Genomic DNA, 18015 nt, shown 5'->3' on the forward strand with positions numbered 1-18015 from the left:
TGCCGGCTGCCCGTCCGCAGATTCACCATCCCGGCCGGCGTGCCACCGGCCCTGTCAACGCCAGGTCCCGCAGGTACCGAGTCACGGGCTCCAATTCGATGCCCGAATCGTCGATCACCACGTACGGCGGCAAGGTGCCTAGGCCTGGCTCGACCAATCCGATCCGCGGCAGGTCCATTCGGCCGTTCATTAGCCGCTCTCGCAGCGCATCCATACGAAACATTCCCCTCTCCTACCAAGGAAACGAGTCGAACTCACCTTGAGCTACCGGTTCCATCTGGTGCAGAGAAGCAGCCTTCGTTGGAAGGGTGAGCCGATTGATGCGTGGATCGCCGAGCACATCCCGGCCGGGTACCAGCCATGTGCTGGGGTTCGCGGCCAACGAGCAACGCCGCATCGACCGCGACCGGGCCATCGACCGGCACGGCCGCCGCCCCGACTACCCGCTGCACTGGTGGAACTGGACCCGGGATATCAGCGCCCGGCTTCCGGGCCGGACGAGCCGCCTGGACCGCCCGCTGGAACGCACCCCCCACTTCAGCCGCGGACGCGTTGCTGCTGGAGCGCGGCGAGCGACTGCTCACCATGACCGAGAGACACCAGCACCACGACCTACGCGGCCCGCCGCCGAGGAAGTAGCAAGCCGACTCGCGAACTTCGAACGCAAGGTTGCCTATGTCGGCAGCGTGGTCACCGACCCGAAGCGGCTCGCGCTGATCATGCGCCGCAACGACCCGAACGTCTACCTCGGGAAGTTCGTGACCTGCGTCTTTAACCCCGACCGAGCGCTCCGCCGGCGACAACTCAGGCCCGAGGGTCCCGACCTGAACAACTGCCAGCCGTTGCGTTGCCGCAACGTCGCGCTCACCGCCGAAAATCGGCAAGCTCTCGTCGACCGGCTCGGAAGACTCGATGAGTTGCTCAGCAACGCCGACGCGATCGCCCCCTACGTCGTCGACCGCCTCAATCAGCAGCGCCAGGACCTGCTCACCCTGCTGTCGGCGCCGGACACCAGCCACCATTACCGGAGAACCGATGAACCGTCCCGCGCTGCCTGCCGACGACGAGGTCCGGACGGCAGCGGAGCAACTACTCACCGACCATCGGAGCGGCGGCGCCTTCCCCAGCGTCACCGCGCTCGCCAACCAGTTCAGCGTCAACCGAACAACCTTCTACCGGCACTTCGCCGCGATCACTGACGCCGTGCTCGACGCCGCAGGCCAACAACACACCGACGGCCCGAAGCGTCGCCGCCCGCCGCGCCAGACCACCGCGCCCGAGCAGGCCCTCCGCCGCCTACGAAGGAAGAACGAAGACCTCCGCCGCCACCTCGAAATCTACGAGGAACAGCTACGCATGTTGACCACAGAAAACAAGCGCTTGCGAGACTTCATTGAAGAGCGGGCCGGCGTTTCGGCCATCCGGCGACGTGCGGGTTCCAGTCGCAGTGCAGAGCCGTGTACGCCGTCGAGTACACAGTAGCCATCGACATCCGTAAGGCCGGGCAGCAAAGCTGGCGGCCGAGGCGCCGCCAGAGTCCTCAGCTACCCAGGGTGATGGGTGCCCTCTCCGCCAGCGCCCGGATCTGAGAACAGTGCGTCGCTGTTGCCTTTGGTGGGCGGCAGCAGTGCGTACGATGGTGCGTTCCTTGTACTGAGCGCCCTACGGTGTCTCAGCCAGCCCGAGCGAGCTCATCAGTGCCACAGGCGTCGACATTTGCAAACGACGTCGGATGGAGTAACGAGTGAACTCACATGACGCAACTCCGCCGTTCCGTGGTCCCGACTGGCGAAGCGTTTGAGGAAGTTCTCATACCTGATCATATTGGGCCATTCCCCTTGGCACGTCTTCGACTGTGTGCTCTTGAACTCGATCAAGTAAATGCGGTTCTGCCAGCCCATTGAGACGAGCATGAAGTCGAAGCGGAACCTTGCGGCCCCATGCGGCCCCTTTAAACCTCGAAGCCGGGCATCATGTCCATCGCAGTACTGCTGAAGCGTAATCTTGGGGGAATTTTCCTCCAATTCCTGCTCATCCACGGGAAGGCTGTAAAATTCCATTTCCGCGCTGTCGTCATGGCTGGCGTAGTCGAGGTCTCCTTCGACAAGCACGGACGTGAAGGTAAAATCCTTCTGGCGCACGTACTCAATCTGATTGCGGACCACGATAAGGACGCGTAACCAGAGGTTTTGCTCGAACTCATGGAACCCGACCGCCGCGGCTCGTTTGGCCTTAAGGTGGGCCTTGTGACACGCTGATAACGCCTCGCCGTAGCCGTAGATAGAAGTCGTCAATAGCTCATCGACGTCGGCCGCGATGCCTGCAAGTCCTTGACTGTCGAGCATATCGCCGAATCCGGTGGGGGGTTGTTCGCCATCGTGCTGGCAGCGCCGAACTATGATTAAGACTGCCGCTACGCAGGCGACGGCTGCGACCAGGTCAATGTCGTTGTTCGCCTCCACCCGGCAGTCGAGGAAACCAGTTCCGCTAGACGAGTTTCGCCTCCTGGTGAATTCCTGTACGACGTCCTCGGCGAGCGAGCCAACAAGCAGATTTTCAGTCAATTTTATCTGAGCTAAAGCCTCCGTTACTCCTCGCGCCATTGCCTCGACCTCTCGCGATCTTCGCAAAAATTCGCCTGTAGCCTTGTCGCTGCCGGCCAAATTCTCCGCCCGAAGCTCCTTCGGCCACGAGATGGATGCAGTAGGACGTGTGAGGCTCGCGGTCGCCCAAAGCTTCTGGTGAAAGCTGCGCACCCAGGACGAGGAGTTTTTCGAGTAGTCGCCAAATTGAGCTTCCCGGATCCAGCGAAACAGCTGTTCCGGCGCTGCCAACGTATTCATCCAGTGCTCCTTGGGGCTGGCCCCGGCTGGGACTCTAAGTTGCTTACTAGGATGACGCTGCCCATCCGCCAATCGTACGGGCAGCAGTTCTCGATCGGCGCTCTTTTGTCGCGATCCGAGCGCCCGGCCCCACGCTCGTCAACTACTGAGCGTGAGCGTCGGATGCAGGCTGTTCGGCTGGCCGCCGTCGCTGCGTCCCGTGCGCTCCCGTCCGGAGCTTGCACATTTCGCGTACCTGATTCTGCACTGGAACTACCTGTACGCCGTACGCCGACACCATCTCGAATCGCAGGCTAGAATTTGACCACTGAACGCCTTCAAATCCGCCACATAACCTCGCCCTGAACCCGCGGGCGCGGCTGTTCGGTGCCACCGCGGCGTGCGACCTGGCCGCCGAGCACGGCCTCAACGAGCCGCTCACGATCGTCAGGCGCCGGCTCGCCACCGCCCGCTGGGCCGTGTAGAAGGTTCGGCGCGCCTGCCTCGCCCCGAACTGGGCCATGCGCGCCGTCCGCACCCTCGCCACAGGCAGCTGCGAGCAGATGTGGGCCGTCCTCGCTCGGACCGGACCAACACCGCCAAGCGTCGTGTGTCCGCCAGGGATGGCGGCGCTCGCCCCGCTGCACTTCTAGCGACTCGGAGTCACGTTGGGGCCGCCTCGCTGAATTCGGACATGCCGATGACCGCGTAGCGGTTCCTTGCCAACTGCACGTCTAACGAGGGACTACGAGGTGGCCGGCGTGGGAAATGCTGTCTCGTTCCGGGCCGGGTGCTCCTACGCTGACAGCGTGGTAGAGCAGATTTTGGTCGCGTTCAGCACCAGTGACAGTCGGTCGCTTGGCAACATTTGGCGCATTACCGCCAAGAGCACCGACTTCTACCTTGAACCAACGAACCCGCAAAGGGCCTTCCACCTTTCTGTACACGGTCCGAACAGCCGATTCCCCGCCGGTCACCGTTTCCACGTCAAGGTCGACGGCCGGGCAGCTGCCGCTGCGGACCGGCGCGGCGACTTCTTTGTCCACGACGTGCCTTCGGAGGGGTTCGCGTTCGACGGGACGGAACTTGCACCTGGTGTCTTTCGGGTCGCCCGCATCCGGTGGAACTGGGATCTGCAACGTCCCAAGTACCGAAGCGCCGCCGCCAACACCAGCCGGATACCGGATATCACCGACAACCGCTCCGGCGCACGTCTCTCGCACCAGCTGCCTCCCAACGGTGCAGCCGATATCGACTTGGTCATCTCATACGGCGAGCCGTACTGGCCCCACCCGGAGAACTCGATACGCGACAACGCTCGGCTCGGACCGCTGTACAACAACGCCGGTATGTGTCTGACCGCCACCTCCTACCGGCGCTCTCAGACGACCGACCCCGCACCAGACGGTCTCGTCCCCCGCCTGCCAAAGCGCGGCGAAGACCCCAACCGCATCACGGGAGCCGCACCCGGACCTGCCGCACCCGGCGACATGTACTGGTTCGTGGAGTCGATTACCTCCCGACAAGTCATCGATGCTTCCCGGCCGTCGGATCCGCGAACCAACACCTGATCGCGACGCTGACCCTTGGACGCCTCCACGACGTAGTCGCCGAACGCCTCCCGGTCAGGCAGCAGCAACGGGACATGAGGCCAACCGGCACCGCCCGGAGGAGTTGCAAGAGACGATAGGAACGGACGCAGCGCCTTCGCGTGCCGGGTACCGATGTCCGTGCTGTCACTCCTGCGAGTCGCCGCGAACAAAGTTCACTGACACGTGGACAGACTTCGTTGGCAACGGACAGATCCGGGGACCTCCGTATTGGTGGGGCCGACCAGCTCCGTCATAGCCAGCCGGTTCACCCACGTCGCTGGTCTCGCTCATGAGGACGCTGCGCGGTCGGCGGCGGTGCCGGCATCCGACGAACTCATTGACGAGTTTGGCGGACGTCCTGTACGTCCTGGGTCCGCGTGCACGGGACTTCGGCGCCAACGTCGCCGACCTGGTGTCCATCTGTTTCGCGCTGGACGTGCTCCGGCTGGCCGCGCCGCTGGACGATGTGGTCATCGAGCCGACGACCGTGCGTAAGCGCAGCGACGGCGGGTTCCTAATCGTCGTGCGCCACGGGCAGCTCCTGCTCGCCTCGCCCCAGATCGTGCGGCAGCGGTTCGGCGGCTCCGGCAGGCAGGTCGCCGTCGACGTGCTCAGCACGGTCGCTGACGTCGTGTGCACGACGTACGCCACGTTCCTGACCGCCACCGCCGCCACCCGGCGTGGCCGGTGATCGCACCGGCCTGCCGCATCTGCCGATGTTGGCCGCGAACGGATGCGGGGCACTGTCCGCGTCCCGTTGCGCGGTCAGGAACGTGCCGCGTGCCAGCTCCCGCAGATGCTGGCCGTGCTTCAGTGTCCGGTGGCGGCGTCGGCGCCGGACGTATCGAGGGCTGCGCAAACCGCGTCGGCCCGCACAGCGGTCGCGTCGTCGCCCCGTGCCTGGCTCATGACGGCCAGGACGCCCAGTAGCGTACGGGCCTCACGGGCCTGGCCAGGGGTCAGCGTGACCGGACCGGCACTGCCGGCTGAGGAATTGGCTGGGGTACTGGTGTGCAGGACGACGGCGGTACGGATGCGTTCGATCGAGCCAGGGCCCATCAGCCGTAGGTCGAGCAGCCCCATGTCAGGGATGGCGGCGAGGTCTTCGACCGTGGTGATGCCGTCACGCACGAGCGTGTTGTAGACCCGCGGGCCGAGCGCGCCTCGGATCGTGGCGAGGTCGGTGCCTGGTGACGGTTCGGCACGCACGTGCCAGCCCTGGTGCGGGAACAGGCCGCGGACGGCGGCGGCAAGTGTGCCGCCACCGACGACGACCACTGCATTGCCGTGCGCCGGCCGGTACAGGGTGGCGTGCTGCGCGGGCCGGTCGGCGCCGCGATCCATCATGATCCGCGCCGAGCCGACGAATGGCCGGTTGCTGAACGCCTCCAGCACGCGCATCACGGCCGCCCGGCCGCTGACCCGCGCCGCACCGTCCGCTGAGTCGTCGGGTGCACCGTGGACCGTGACCTGCACCTGCTCGGCGTCCATGTCGACGGTGCCCGCACCGATCGGCGCGCCGTCAATGTGTTCGGCAGTCATGACGCCACGCTACGGCGACAGCACCACGTCGGCGACCCCGTCTGGCCTTCCCACACGGGCATACACGCAGGCACACGCACTCGTCGCAGGAACGCGCGACAGCACGTCGGCACGGTACCCATGACACCGACGTCGATGACCCGAATCGATCTGCTGTGCGTGGAACCTCCTCGGCTGCGCCGCGGCAGTGTTCAAGGTCCGTGACCTGCAGTAGCCGGGCGTGAGAGCCTACCCCGGCCCTTGGCGCCGCTTCCCGCCTGACCGGGACGGCACCTGGCCGGGTACCTGGCAGGACCGTCCGGGCTCGGCTGCCCTGCTGCGCTTGTACCGTCCCGGCCTTGCCCGGCAAGGCACGCCGGGCCGCCGCTGATCGATGCTGCCGTCAGCTGCTGATCTGCGCCTCGCGTGCGGTGGCGGGTTCGGCGGCCTGTGCCTGCCCTCGGCCTTCGGGACGGTCCGCGCATCGGGTCAGCACGGCCCGGGACGGCACCCGCCACCCCGGGGCCGCTCATCCACCGGGTGGGCCGGCGACGGGCGTCGACCGCTTCGTCTCCGGTGCGAACCCAGATGCCGCGAAGGAGCACATGCCCATGGTGGCGGTCACGATCTATCACAACGTCGAGGGCCGGTTCGAGCCGTACCAGGAGGGGCAGCCGCTGCTGCTGGTGCTGTCCTACCGGCTGGCCTGCGGCGCCGAGCTGGGCCCGCAGGGCGTCGCTGAGGACGCCTTCCAGTTCTTCAACGCGGACCTGGAGTTCCTCGAACCACGGCGTGGCGGCGACGACCGCGAGGTGCTGTTTCTGGCCGCGTGCGTGTACCGGCTGCTGGGGTGCCGGTCGCTGTCCGTCGGCGACGTCATCCACGTCCGCAACGACACCGACGGCCCCGACGGCACCGCCGATGTCTGGCTGGCCTGTGACCGCAACGAGTGGCGGCCGATCGCCGAACCGTTCTCCCGCAGCGGTCCGCGTGGTACCGCTGCCGCCGTGTATGAGCGGCTGACCGCCCTGCGGGCTTCCGCGTAACCATCGCTCGGGTGCTCACCTGCCGCCTCCAAGCCCGGGGCGGCAGGTGAGCACCCCCTTGCGCCGCTGCGGCCACCCGGCCGCAGCGGCGATCATCGCTGTCAATTTGCTTGCGTGAAGGAGCTGTTGCGTCATGTGTGCACATCACGTCCGGATGGCGGTGCCGTCCCGCCGCGACCTGCTCGGGATGGTCCCGTATCTGCTGGGGTTCCACCCGGCCGAGGGCAGTCTCGTGACGGCGTTCGTCGGTCCGGATCGGCGGGTCGCTGCCATGCTGCGGCACGACCTGGAGGCGCCGACGGTCGTGACGGTGGCGGCGTTGCAGCGGGTCGCCGCGCACCGCGAAGTCACCGCGGTCGTCGTGGTCGGCTACGGCACGCCCACCGTCCGCAGCCGGGTCACGGCGGTCGCTGCGGCGTTGAGCGAGCACACCGAGGTGCTTGACGTGCTGCTGGTCGGCGAGGGCCGGTGGTTCTGCCTCGGCTGCCGCTGCCTGGCCATGGCTGGTGAGCCGTTCGATCCTGCTACGACCGTGTCCGCGGCGCGGGCGACGGTGTCGGGGATGGTGGCGCTGCCGGACCGGGCATCGGTCCTGGCGCTGCTCGACCCCGACGAGGCCGACCAGGCCGCCGTCTCCGCGGCCATCGCGGCGGCGGTGACGGCGGCGGCGCCGTATGTCCGCGGGGACGGCGCGGCGGTGGTCCGGGAGGTGCTGGACAGGTCGGCGGACGGGCACCGGTTGTCGGTGCCGGAGCTCGCCCGCCTCGCGCTGGTGCTGCATGACGTCCAGGTGCGGGACGTGGCCATTGAGGCGACGACGGGGTTGATGTGGCAGCGGGACCTGTGGCTCGACGTCACCCGCCGCGTCCCGGACGGGCACGTGGCGGCGCCGGCGTCGCTGGTGGCCTGGTGCGCGTGGATGCGCGGTGACGAGGTCCTCGCCATGGCGGCGGTGCGCCGAGCCCTGCAAGCGGACCCGCGGTACCGCCTGGCCGGGCTGATCGGCACCGCGGTCGCGGCCCACATCCCGGCGACGGAGTTCCTCGCGATGCGGTCGCCTGCAGCGGCGCCGCAGGCCGAGCGGGACCGCCCGTGAGCGAGGTCCTCGCCGTCACCGCAGACCCGAGGTTACGCGAGCTGCTGGCCGACGCCGCCTCGCGGGCCGGGCTGCACCTGCCCTGCTATGCCAGTGCCGTGCAGGCCCACCGGGCGTGGACGGACGCGCAGCTGCTGGTCCTCGGCGTCGACGCCGCCAACGCGGCGCACCGGTACCGGCGACCGCGCCGCCGTGGTGTGACGATCGTGGTCAGCGCCGGCCACCGCGTCGACCGCTCGCTCCTCGCGGTCGCTGACGCGGTTGCCGCGTCGAGCGTGGTGGCGTTGCCGACCGGCCGGGATCACCTCGTCGCGCGGCTGCGCCGGCACGGCCGTGCGTCGCTGGACCGGTTGCGGGCGGCGGGCTACACCATCGGCTACGCCGACCGCAGCACCGCGACGCAGTTCGACGCGGTATGGCGCCAGGACTGGCGCGACCGCCAGGACGGGGCGTATCCGCACGTGTTCGTCGACCTGTCCGCCGTCGCTCGCGGTGCCTGCACGGCCGGGCAGTCCACGACCGTGCAGCGGTCCAACTACCGCGCCCTGCGCCGCGCGTTCCCGGATGTGTTCACCGACCTCGTCTACAGCAACGGGCGCGGGCTCGGCGCGTTCGCCGCCGACCTGCCACCGAACGTCGTGGACGTGTTGTGCCGCCTCGCGCAGCAACACCTGGTGTTCGACGAGGACGAACTGTCCACCGTGTGGGAGGACGAGATGGTCGACTCGTGGCGGCAGTGGGTCGCCGCCGACGTCGCCGCCATGCTCGGCCCGCGGGCGCGGGCAGTCTGGGATGCCCTCGACCAGGACACGCAGGACCTGCTGTGGTGGCAGACCGTCGAGGGCACCGAGGCGATGCCCGAGCACGACCTGCGCCGGATCCGATGGCCGCTGGACCGGCTCGTGCCCGCGTTCGCGCATCGGCTGCTCGCCGAGCAACGACGGCTGCGCGCCGCTGTCCGCCGCGACCGGGGCCCGGAATGAGCACCGGCACGAGCGGCGGTGCCGGCCGGGTCGCAGCGATCCGGCTACCGGTCGCCGTCGACCGGGTCAGCCCCAGTGGCCGTGGTGGGTGGTGGCGGGCGAGCCTCGACCTGGACCTGGCCCGGTCAGCGCCCTACACGGCCACCGCCCGGTCGGCGGGTGCGGCCCGCGGCGAACTGGCTGAGGCCGTCAGCGGCGCGTTGCTGCGCCAGGCGCAGCGGCCGGTCGTGGTCATCGGCGGCGGCGACGGCTACACGGGCTGCGTGCACCTGATCCTGGCCGAGTCGTACGGGTGGGTGGTCCACGCCATCCGCGACGGACGAGCCGCCGGGAGCTGGCACAGCGACCACAACCGGGCTGATCTGCTGCGTCAGGTCCTGGATCACGTCGGCGGCACACCCGCCGTCGTGCGCCTGTAACCGCACAACCGTCCACACAGGACGCATCGCACGGTGCGGCGCGCCGTCGCCGCCGAGCCCCGTGACATCCGGCCGGTGCAAGCAGCTGGTCCTTCCTGACCTCATCAGCCCGGCCTGCCGCCGAGCCGATGCCCCATGTCCAACCGTACGTTCGAAAGGCCCGCACCATGGACACCCTCACTGCAATCCTCACCCCCTCCGCCGACGTGGTGTCGGGCGAGCCGACGACCGACACCCCGGCTGACGACCAGCCGGAACCGCAGCGCACGCTTGGCGACGTCCTCGCCGACGCCGGCACTGCGGCGTTCCCGGCGGTCCGCCTGACCGGCAGCGGCGCCGAGGGCATCGTCATGGGCCGGACCACCATGACCGCCGAGATCGCGTTCGCCGGGATCACCCGCACCGAGACCCTTGACCAGCCTGCGGTCGCGGTCACCGACCCGGCCCGGCAGGCCGGTCTGCTGCGCAGCGCCCTCGGGGCCATCGCTGAACGGTCCCGGCTCGACCAGCATCGGCTCGGGCACGAGCGGCGGGAACACGGCCGGGTCCTGGCGGAGATCCGCGCCTACGCCATCGAACGCCACCGCGGCGACGACATCTGCCGCGACGGCCTCGACAAGTTCCTGGCCGAGTTCAACCTGGCCCCGTACGAGCCGACGTTCCGGGTCCGGTTCACGATCACCGGCAGCTACCTCGTCCGCGGCGACAGCGAACGCGACATCATCCGCGACGGCAGCTACGCCGGCATCGACCTGAGCCGCGTCGACGACGTCGTCGAGGACTCCGAAGACTTCGACGTCACCATCGACGGCGCCGACGAGATCAGCGACGACGACTGACCGTCCACGCATCGCAGCGCCGACCTGCTCCATGTCGGCTTGCTCCATCACGGCCGTCCCCGGCCGGTCACCGCAGCCTATTCGCGGTGCCGCGCCGGGGGCGGCCGTCGCCGTGTCTGTCCTGGCACCAGCTCCGGAGTTGAGACGCCGTATGCGCAGTACCGTCCTGTCCGCCCCACGTCTGCTCGACGACACGACCCGCGACATCCTGTCCACCGCCGAAGTCGGCCCCGACGGGCGGCGGCTGCGGCTGGCCGAGCAGCTCACCCCGGCCGCGTTCGAGCCCGTCGGGGCGGTCCTGACCGCGCTCGGCGCCCAGTGGCGGGCCGCCGAGCGGGCGTTCGTGTTCCCGCCCTACAGCGACCCTGCCGGGCAGATCGCCGACGTGCTCACCGCCGGCGTCATCCCGCTACCCCCGCGGACCGGCGAAGGGTTCGTCCGCACCCCACGCGGCCTCGCCGACGATCTGTGCGACTACCCGTACAGCGACCTGCGGTGGCTTCCCGCTGGCGCGACGGTCCTGGAGCCGTCCGCCGGGGACGGTGCGCTCGTCGCCGCGATCGGGCGGATCAACCCGCACGTCGGCATCGTCGCGGTCGAACCGAACCAGGCCCGCGCCGACCGCATCCGCGACATCGGCGCCCGCGTCGAGGTCCACGTCGGCACGTTCGAGCAGTACGCGGCGACCGCGATCCGCGCGAGGACGCTGTTCGACGGGATCGTGATGAACCCGCCGTTCGCGCTGCCTACCGACCCGGAACCGTGGGTCGAGCACCTGCGGCTGGCGTGGCATCTGCTGCGCCCCGGCAGCCGGCTCGTAGCGGTCGCCCCGGCCGGCCTGGCCTACCGCGGCAGCGACAGCCACCGGGCGGTGCGGCAGTTCGTGGAACACCACGGCAGCCACGCCTCGCTGCCTCCGGACGCGTTCGCGGGGTCCGGGACGATGTTCGCCACCCGCCGCGTCCAGCTCAGCAAGCCGGTCCGCGCCGGCGGCCCGGACCACTTCCTGCAACCTGCCGACGGTGCGCCGGTCCGGGTGGATGACCCGGTGTTCACGGGGGCGGCGGCGGCCGGGACGCCGGTGCAGGTGTGGTGGGACGGATGGCGCTCCCGGGACCGGATCCTGCGCTTCCACGGCCGATGCATCGGCTGCGGTTGGCTGTTGTGGGGGGCTGATGACGGCGAGAACGACCCCCGCGGCATCCTCGGCGACTTCACCGTCGGGTTCAGCCTCGACCCCCACGACTACGACCAGGCCGGCCCGCAGGTCGGGCTGTGCTGCCGGTGCGGCAACGACGGCGACCTGTACACCGCCGGCCTGACCCGCGCCCGCACCCACTGGTCCACCCCAGCGCACGGCACGGCCGCCGCCGCCCGGACCCCCGGCGCGTGCGACCTGGTGACGCGGCACTGATGGCGGAGCCGAGAACCAGCGACAGCCACGACGATCCGGCTGCACCGCGAGCGATCGGGGCCGGTGAACATGTCACGGTCGCCGACCTCACCCCGGGCCGGATCATCGAACGCTGGACCGACACCAGCACCTCGACGGTCCGGGTGCCGATGCCGTGCCATGAACGACAGGTCGTCACCGCCAGCCGGCACACGGTCAACGCCGTCGCGGTGTGCCGGCTGTGCTCACGGACCTACGAGCTGACGCTGGAACCGGACGCCGACGGCGGGCACTTCGCCATCCTGACTGTGGCCTACGTGCCCCATCTGCTGTCACGGCAGGCGAAACGCTGACCCATGTCGTCCTGACGACCAGGGATCTGCCGCACCGGGCCGAGATCACGCCATCCACAGCTCTGCCCACGCAGTGTTGCCAGCACTGATGTACGGATGCCGGCGGGCGCGAGCCGGAACTCGCGCCCGCCGGGTTGTCCGGCGATGTCGATGTCGGCTCACCGCTCGACGCTCCAAGCCGCGAGCTGTATGCAGGCGTCACGTGTTGGCTTGTTGGTCGGCGCGGCGGCTGCCGTGCTGCGGTAGGCAGTGGCTCCGGCGGATGCCACCCCGCCGCCACGCCGACCGGCAGCCGGTACCCGGTGACACGGCGGCGACGCATCGGCTCGTCCTGTTGGAGCATCGTGCACATCGCGGCAGCAACCGCATCCATTGATCGCCAGCATCCAGGGCTTGCGCCAGTGCCGGCTCGTTCACCCCCGGTTGCCGGCGGCCGGCCGCACCGCAGAGACGAGCGCACGGATGAACGCAGAGATGTCGGGGGATGCAACGCACCGGAACGTCTGCGCCCATGATCCAGGGTGTCCTCATCAGCCGGCTACTTCGGGTTCTCCGCTCGGTATTGATCGATGACCTGCTGGGCGATGCGTCCGCGAGGGGAAACGAAGATACCGTTTGCTGCCGCCCATTCACGGATCGCCTGATTACGGGCACGTTCGGCGCGAAGGGGCTCGCTCGGCTTCGCCGGCTGGGACCTGGCACGTGCGGATCCGGGACCATCAGCACGGACTCGGGTGCCGGCCGAAACAAACGGCGATAACACGTCACGCAGTCTCGATGCGTTGGATGCGGACAAGTCAATCCGATACTCGACGCCATCGACGCCAAAGGTCACGGTCTCATCTGCTGGCTTGCCGTCGAGGTCGTCGATGAGTTCATGGATGACGCGTTTTGCCATCGGAATCCCTTCGCAGGAACAATGCGCAGCAACAGACAAAATGGTGATCATAGCTGTGGCGGCAATTCCACCCGCCGTCATTTGATTATGGGCTAGCTGTGCCGTCCACTACTTGTCCGCGATCGCTGAACCGAGACTGCGACAACGCCATCACGGCAAACACGATGCCGGGCGGGTGACCTGTCGCTGATACCGCAACAGGAACCTTGGAGGGTCAGCCCGGTCAGCCTAGTCAGCTCGGTCAGCTCGGTCAGCTCGGTCAGTTTGGTCAGTTTGGATTCGCCGGACGGGCAGCTTGCTCGGTCGCGGGGGCGTCCGGCAGCTCGGCAACGATGGTGAACACGCGATCCAGGCCCGTCATCCGGAAGATACGAAGCAGCCGCTCGTACGGGCTGACCAGGGTCAGGCCCCCGGGCTCGTCCCGCAGACGCTTGTGCACGCCCACGAACACGCTCAGCGCGGTGGAATCTAGAAACGCCACTGCGGTCAGATCAACGATCAGTACCGAGGCGCCGTTGTCGATGCAGGCATGCAGAAACTGCCGCAGCTCAGGAGTCGTGGCGACATCCAGTTCCCCGGACACCGACACCACCGCCGTGCCGCGTGACTCACTCACCGACAGCTGCATGACGGCTCCCAACGGGCCAGAGGCGAACAGCCCATCGTAGCCCGCCATCGCAGCCTCCAAGCGCCTGATCCAGGCCGAGCCGTACGGCGGGTGTCACGCGTCCACGCGAGATCCGATGCATCCCTGCGCGGCGGTACGGGGCGTAGCTACGACCGGTCTCGAACCCGCTGCGGCACGGAGTGGATGGGGTTGGTGATGGCCGGTGCGAGTGCCGGAGGCGGTTGCTAGGCCCGTGATCCTGACCGACCGCGGCTTGCTGCGCAAGACCCACCCGGTCACCCGCGTGCTGAGTGCGTAGTGACGGGTGCGGGTGGGTCTTGCGCGCTGCGCCGATCGGCCGGCCGGACGGATCGGGCCAGCACCGCTCATCCGGCCACCCGCGCCGGACCGGGTCGGTGATCGAGATCCGGCTTGAAAAGAGGACCTGCCATGACCACAGCACTCCTGCCCGCCGAACCCGAAACCGTGGACGCGTCCGTCTTCGCCGGTGACGTCTTGGACGCCGCCGGGTCGGTGACCGTGCCGAGTCGGCGATCCCGGGACGTCGATCTGGACCCGCGGGATCTGGTGGACAACCCGCGCAACGCGCGGGTCAAGCCGTACGACGTCGAGGACCTCAAGGCGTCGATTACGCAGGTCGGCATCCTCTGCCCGCTGATCGTCGTCCCGGTCACCGTCACCGAGACCGTCACCGACACGGTCCTCGTCGACGGCGTCGAGATCGAGGTGCAGACGCAGGTGGAGGTCGAGCGGTTCCAGATCGTCATCGGCCACCGCAGGAAGCAGGCCGCGATCGACCTCGGCCTGGATCTGGTGCCGTGCTGGGTCGCGGCCGATGAGGACGCCGCCGCGCAGATCCTGGCGCAGCTGGCCGAGAACGGGCACCGGGTCGGGTTGGCCCTGACCGAGGAAGCCGAGCTGTACCACCAGCTGACCCTGCTGGACTGGACGCCGGAGCGGATCGCGGGGTTCCGGGCCGTGCCCGCGGCGAAGGTCCAGCAGACGCTGCTGCTGCGCGAGCTGCCGCAGGCCGCGAGGACCGTCGCTGACGCCGGCACCGTGGACCTCGTCGCCTTGGCGGAGCTCAAGGAGTTTGCCGACGAACCCGCGGTCGTGGAACGTCTCGTCGCCTCCGCCAGCTCGACGTGGGGGATGCAGCACGCGGTGATCGGCGAGCGGGCCAAGCGGAAGTTCGCGGCGGCGAAGGAGCGGGCGCGGGCCGAGCTGATCCTGGCCGGGGTCAAGGTGACCGGCAAGCCCAAGCAGTTCGGGTGGGGCAGCGTCGAGGTCGAGGCCCGCCAGCTGTGCGACGCCGACGGTGAGCGCCTCGACCTGCAGCAGGTTCGCGCATGGCCCGGGTTCGCGGCGTTCATCGAGAAGATCGGCGACGAGCCGAGGGTGGTCGTGTACTGCACCGACCCGGCCAAGTACGGCTACACCCGCAACACCGGCGCCCGTAACCCGGCCGTGCCGGCGGTGCTGTCCGAAGCCGAGCAGGCCGAGCGGGAAGCCCGCGAACAGGCACGGCAGGAGTACATCGACGGCCTGACCGTCGCGGCCACGGTGCGGCAGCAGTTCTACCGCGCCACGTACAGCACGGCGAAGGCGGCGAAACAGCTGAACGCCGACGTGCTGCGGGACCTGGTCACCGGTCGCTGCCCCGACCGGTTCGCCACCGAGGACATCGCCCTGTACACCGCGCTCGGCGGCGTCGACGGCGCCGTGATCGCCACGGCCGGTGAGGACCGGCTGCGCCGCTGCATGGTCGCGCAGTGGATCTGCGCCCACGAGCACAACCTCACCCTCGCCATCCAGCCGTACAGCGGCTTCGACGACACCGCAGCCCTGGCCTGGCTGAACCGGCTCGTCGCCGACGGCTACCAGCTCTCACCCGCCGAAACCACCCTCCACCAGCAGCTCAACCCCGCCGACCCCGACAGCGAAGCCGAGACAGAGGCTGAGGCTGACGTAGATGTGGACGAGGACCTCGATGGTGAGGTCGACGACGAGGACCGCCGCCAGCTTCTGGCAGAGCTCGACGAGGAACGCGGCGCCGACGCCACTGGCTCCGGTCCTGGCGATCTCGACAAGGAACTCGCGGCGCTGACCGAGGCCGAGTCGCTGACGACCGGCTGACCCACCGCCTTCTCTGACCCTCACCTTTCTGGCCTGCTTCTGCCCTTCGCAGCGGCGGGAACCCCCAGCATGCACGCCGTGCCCGGGTTCCCGCCGCTGTTTGCGTTTCTGGAGGAGATTCCGGGTGGGCTACACCCTGACCGATCTGTTCTGCGGCGCCGGCGGCTCATCGTCCGGCGCCGAACTCGTCGACGGCGTCACCACTGTCATGGCCGTCAACCACTGGCGGCGAGCCGTGGATACCCACGCGCACAACCTCACGCACGCCGCGCACGACTGCGCTGACATCTCCCAGGTCGACCCGCGCCGCTATCCCGCCAGCGACCTGTTGTGGGCCTCGCCCGAGTGCACCAATCACTCCCAGGCCAAGGGCGTCCGGCTTGCCGACCGCATCCCGGACCTGTTCGACGAGGTCCTGCCCGACGACGCCGCCGAACGCTCCAGGGCGACGATGTGGGACGTCCCCCGGTTCCTCGAGGCGAAGATCCTGGCCGGGCGTCCGTACCTCGGGGTGATCGTCGAGAACGTCATCGAGGTCGAGAAGTGGCTGCCATACCCGGCCTGGCGAATGGCGCTGCGGTCCTTGAGGTACTGCCTGCACACTGTCTTCCTCAACTCGATGCATGCGCAGGCGGGCGGGGATGGGGCGCCGCAGTCGAGGGACCGCTGGTACACCATCGGCCACCTGGAGCGGCTCGGCCGGTGCCCGGACCTGCGCCGCTGGGCGCGACCGGACGCTACCTGTGACCGGTGCGGACGCACCCAACGACCGATCCAGGCGTGGAAGCAGCCGGACAAGGCGTGGGGGCGCTACGGCGACCACGGCCAGTACGTGTGGCGCTGCGCCACCACCGCGTGCCGCGGCAACCGCGTCTACCCTGCAGTGTTGCCCGCGGCCGTGGCGATCGACTGGACGCTGCCCGGGACCCGTATCGGTGACCGGGCCCAGCCGCTCGCGGCGAAGACGATGCAGCGCATCGAGGCTGGCCTGACCCGCTACGCCCGGCCGATGATGGTCCCGACCGGCGGCACCTGGCGCACCGACGCCACACCCCTGGACCTGCCGATGCCGGCCCGGACCACCCGCGAGAACGACGCCCTCGCCGTCCCCAGCCCCGCAGCTGCAGCCGGGGAGCCGAGCGGCGCGGATGGCTGGGCCCAGGTCGGGCAGCCGCCGCTGGTGGTCGCGCTGGAAGGCCGCGCGACGGTCGCGCACGTGCGGCCGGTCGACCAGCCGCTGCGCGGGCTGACCGGCCGGCACCAGGACGCCCTCGTCGTCCCGCTGCGCAACCACGGCGTCGCCCGCTCCGCCCACACCGAACCGCTCCCGGCGGTCACCGCCGCCGGGAACCACCACGGGCTGCTCGTGCCGTACTACAGCACCGGCCGCGCCCGCCCGCTCGAGGAGCCGATGGGCACCCTCAGCACCCGCGACCGGTACGCCGTCGTCGACCCCGACATCGACACGGTGATCGGTTCCGCCGCCGTGGATGTCAATGCGGCGTTGCGGGTCGATCTGCTGGACTGCCTGTTCCGGATGCTCGAACCCGCCGAGATCGCCGCCGGGATGGCGTTCGCGCCGGACTACCAGATCCTCGGCACCCGCCGCGAACGCGTTCGGCAGGCCGGCAACGCGGTCACCCCACCCGCCGCGAGGGACCTGATCGCCGCGCTCGTCGAAGCCATCTCCGGCCAGACTCCAACGTTCCGGATCCTCAGCGGCGAGCGGCGCAACCGTGACCTCGTCGGCGCCGCCGTATGAGCATGACCCTCGGCGGCAACGGCGGTGATGGCGCGACCGGCAAGCGGCATCCGGACACGGTACTCGTGGACGAGGTCACCGCGTACCTCAACGGCACCCACGAGCCGTCCGGCGCGGACGTGATCGAGCTGCTGTGGACGCTGATCCGCCGCAGCGGCCGGCCGCTGCTGTCCGAGACGTGGGACTTCACCGCCGACGTGACCGAGGACCGGCACGGGCTGCTCACCGCCACGATCACCGCCGGCCCCTACACCATCCGGGTCACGCAGCCCACCGACGACAGCGGTGAGCTGCGAATCGACGTGCGCAGCCACGACGACCCAGCCGAAGCCGACGACTTCGGCCTCGCGATCACCGTCGACGGCCGGCCGGTCCTGGACCCGATGACCTGCACCTGGCGCAGCACCGTCCCGTCCGATCTGCAACTCACCGAAGAAACCCGCCGACAACTGTTCCGCGGCCGTGCCTGAACGGACGGATGCCGCAGACCGCCCGACATTGCTGTCTCGATCGAAAGGAACGTTCCC

Annotated in this window: 17 protein-coding genes; 13 read left to right on the plus strand and 4 right to left on the minus strand. The window is 69.1% G+C overall.

Going from position 1 to position 18015, the window contains the following annotated elements; translation table 11 throughout:
• Positions 1-308 precede the first annotated feature (308 nt).
• Positions 309-1199 (plus strand): hypothetical protein, encoded by an 891-nt coding sequence (locus ACFY3L_RS27060; RefSeq protein ID WP_389329598.1) that lies wholly within the window; start codon positions 309-311, stop codon positions 1197-1199.
• 495 nt (positions 1200-1694) lie between these two features.
• Here ACFY3L_RS27060 and ACFY3L_RS27065 read toward each other — a convergent pair whose 3' ends face one another.
• Positions 1695-2843: a hypothetical protein gene (locus tag ACFY3L_RS27065; protein ID WP_389329601.1), complete on the minus strand. Its 1149-nt coding sequence runs from the start codon at positions 2841-2843 to the stop codon at positions 1695-1697.
• 788 nt (positions 2844-3631) lie between these two features.
• On the opposite strand from ACFY3L_RS27065, the gene ACFY3L_RS27070 reads away from it, so the two are divergent.
• Together ACFY3L_RS27070 and ACFY3L_RS27075 are read left to right on the plus strand one after the other, a co-directional pair.
• On the plus strand, positions 3632-4393 hold the full coding sequence (locus ACFY3L_RS27070) for a hypothetical protein (protein ID WP_389329604.1): 762 nt from the start codon (positions 3632-3634) through the stop codon (positions 4391-4393).
• 358 nt (positions 4394-4751) lie between these two features.
• Positions 4752-5105 (plus strand): hypothetical protein, encoded by a 354-nt coding sequence (locus ACFY3L_RS27075; protein ID WP_389329607.1) that lies wholly within the window; start codon positions 4752-4754, stop codon positions 5103-5105.
• A gap of 119 nt (positions 5106-5224) precedes the next feature.
• On the opposite strand, the gene ACFY3L_RS27080 is transcribed toward ACFY3L_RS27075, so the two are convergent.
• On the minus strand, positions 5225-5956 hold the full coding sequence (locus ACFY3L_RS27080; protein WP_389329610.1) for a hypothetical protein: 732 nt from the start codon (positions 5954-5956) through the stop codon (positions 5225-5227).
• A 584-nt stretch (positions 5957-6540) separates the two neighbouring features.
• On the opposite strand from ACFY3L_RS27080, the gene ACFY3L_RS27085 reads away from it, so the two are divergent.
• The 7 genes from ACFY3L_RS27085 (at position 6541) to ACFY3L_RS27115 (ending at position 12064) form a co-directional block, all read left to right on the plus strand.
• On the plus strand, positions 6541-6981 hold the full coding sequence (locus tag ACFY3L_RS27085) for a hypothetical protein (RefSeq protein WP_389329613.1): 441 nt from the start codon (positions 6541-6543) through the stop codon (positions 6979-6981).
• 133 nt (positions 6982-7114) lie between these two features.
• Positions 7115-8077: a DUF4192 domain-containing protein gene (locus ACFY3L_RS27090; protein WP_389329616.1), complete on the plus strand. Its 963-nt coding sequence runs from the start codon at positions 7115-7117 to the stop codon at positions 8075-8077.
• Positions 8074-9060: a hypothetical protein gene (locus ACFY3L_RS27095; protein ID WP_389329619.1), complete on the plus strand. Its 987-nt coding sequence runs from the start codon at positions 8074-8076 to the stop codon at positions 9058-9060. The genes ACFY3L_RS27090 and ACFY3L_RS27095 overlap by 4 nt, the downstream gene beginning before the upstream one ends.
• Positions 9057-9479 carry a hypothetical protein gene (locus tag ACFY3L_RS27100; protein ID WP_389329622.1) on the plus strand — a complete coding sequence of 141 codons (423 nt, stop codon included), beginning with the start codon at positions 9057-9059 and terminating at the stop codon, positions 9477-9479. The genes ACFY3L_RS27095 and ACFY3L_RS27100 overlap by 4 nt, the downstream gene beginning before the upstream one ends.
• A 167-nt stretch (positions 9480-9646) precedes the next feature.
• Complete coding sequence (locus tag ACFY3L_RS27105; protein ID WP_389329625.1) at positions 9647-10318, plus strand: hypothetical protein; 672 nt, start codon at positions 9647-9649, stop codon at positions 10316-10318.
• 151 nt (positions 10319-10469) lie between these two features.
• Entirely contained in the window at positions 10470-11732 is a 1263-nt protein-coding gene (locus ACFY3L_RS27110) for a hypothetical protein (protein WP_389329628.1), read from the plus strand.
• Positions 11732-12064, plus strand: a complete 333-nt coding sequence (locus ACFY3L_RS27115) for a hypothetical protein (RefSeq protein ID WP_389329631.1) — start codon at positions 11732-11734, stop codon at positions 12062-12064. Before ACFY3L_RS27110 ends, ACFY3L_RS27115 begins: the two co-directional genes overlap by 1 nt.
• Positions 12065-12602: 538 nt before the next feature.
• Here the strand turns inward: ACFY3L_RS27115 and ACFY3L_RS27120 are convergent.
• Together ACFY3L_RS27120 and ACFY3L_RS27125 are read right to left on the minus strand one after the other, a co-directional pair.
• A complete protein-coding gene (locus ACFY3L_RS27120; RefSeq protein WP_389329634.1) occupies positions 12603-13013 on the minus strand; it encodes an Lsr2 family protein in 411 nt (136 codons plus the stop codon).
• Positions 13014-13230: 217 nt separating this feature from the next.
• Positions 13231-13638, minus strand: a complete 408-nt coding sequence (locus ACFY3L_RS27125; RefSeq protein ID WP_389329637.1) for an STAS domain-containing protein — start codon at positions 13636-13638, stop codon at positions 13231-13233.
• Positions 13639-14019: 381 nt separating this feature from the next.
• Here ACFY3L_RS27125 and ACFY3L_RS27130 point away from each other — a divergent pair, with 381 nt between their 5' ends.
• The 3 genes from ACFY3L_RS27130 to ACFY3L_RS27140 all read left to right on the plus strand — a co-directional run bounded on the left by ACFY3L_RS27130 (position 14020) and on the right by ACFY3L_RS27140 (position 17958).
• Positions 14020-15726 (plus strand): ParB/RepB/Spo0J family partition protein, encoded by a 1707-nt coding sequence (locus ACFY3L_RS27130; protein ID WP_389329640.1) that lies wholly within the window; start codon positions 14020-14022, stop codon positions 15724-15726.
• A 124-nt stretch (positions 15727-15850) separates the two neighbouring features.
• Complete coding sequence (locus tag ACFY3L_RS27135) at positions 15851-17488, plus strand: DNA cytosine methyltransferase (protein WP_389329643.1); 1638 nt, start codon at positions 15851-15853, stop codon at positions 17486-17488.
• A complete protein-coding gene (locus ACFY3L_RS27140) occupies positions 17485-17958 on the plus strand; it encodes a hypothetical protein (RefSeq protein ID WP_389329646.1) in 474 nt (157 codons plus the stop codon). Before ACFY3L_RS27135 ends, ACFY3L_RS27140 begins: the two co-directional genes overlap by 4 nt.
• Positions 17959-18015: the final 57 nt, after the last annotated feature.

Source organism: Dactylosporangium sp. NPDC000521, from assembly GCF_042898305.1.
In the GTDB taxonomy this organism is placed as follows: Bacteria; Actinomycetota; Actinomycetes; order Mycobacteriales; family Micromonosporaceae; genus Dactylosporangium.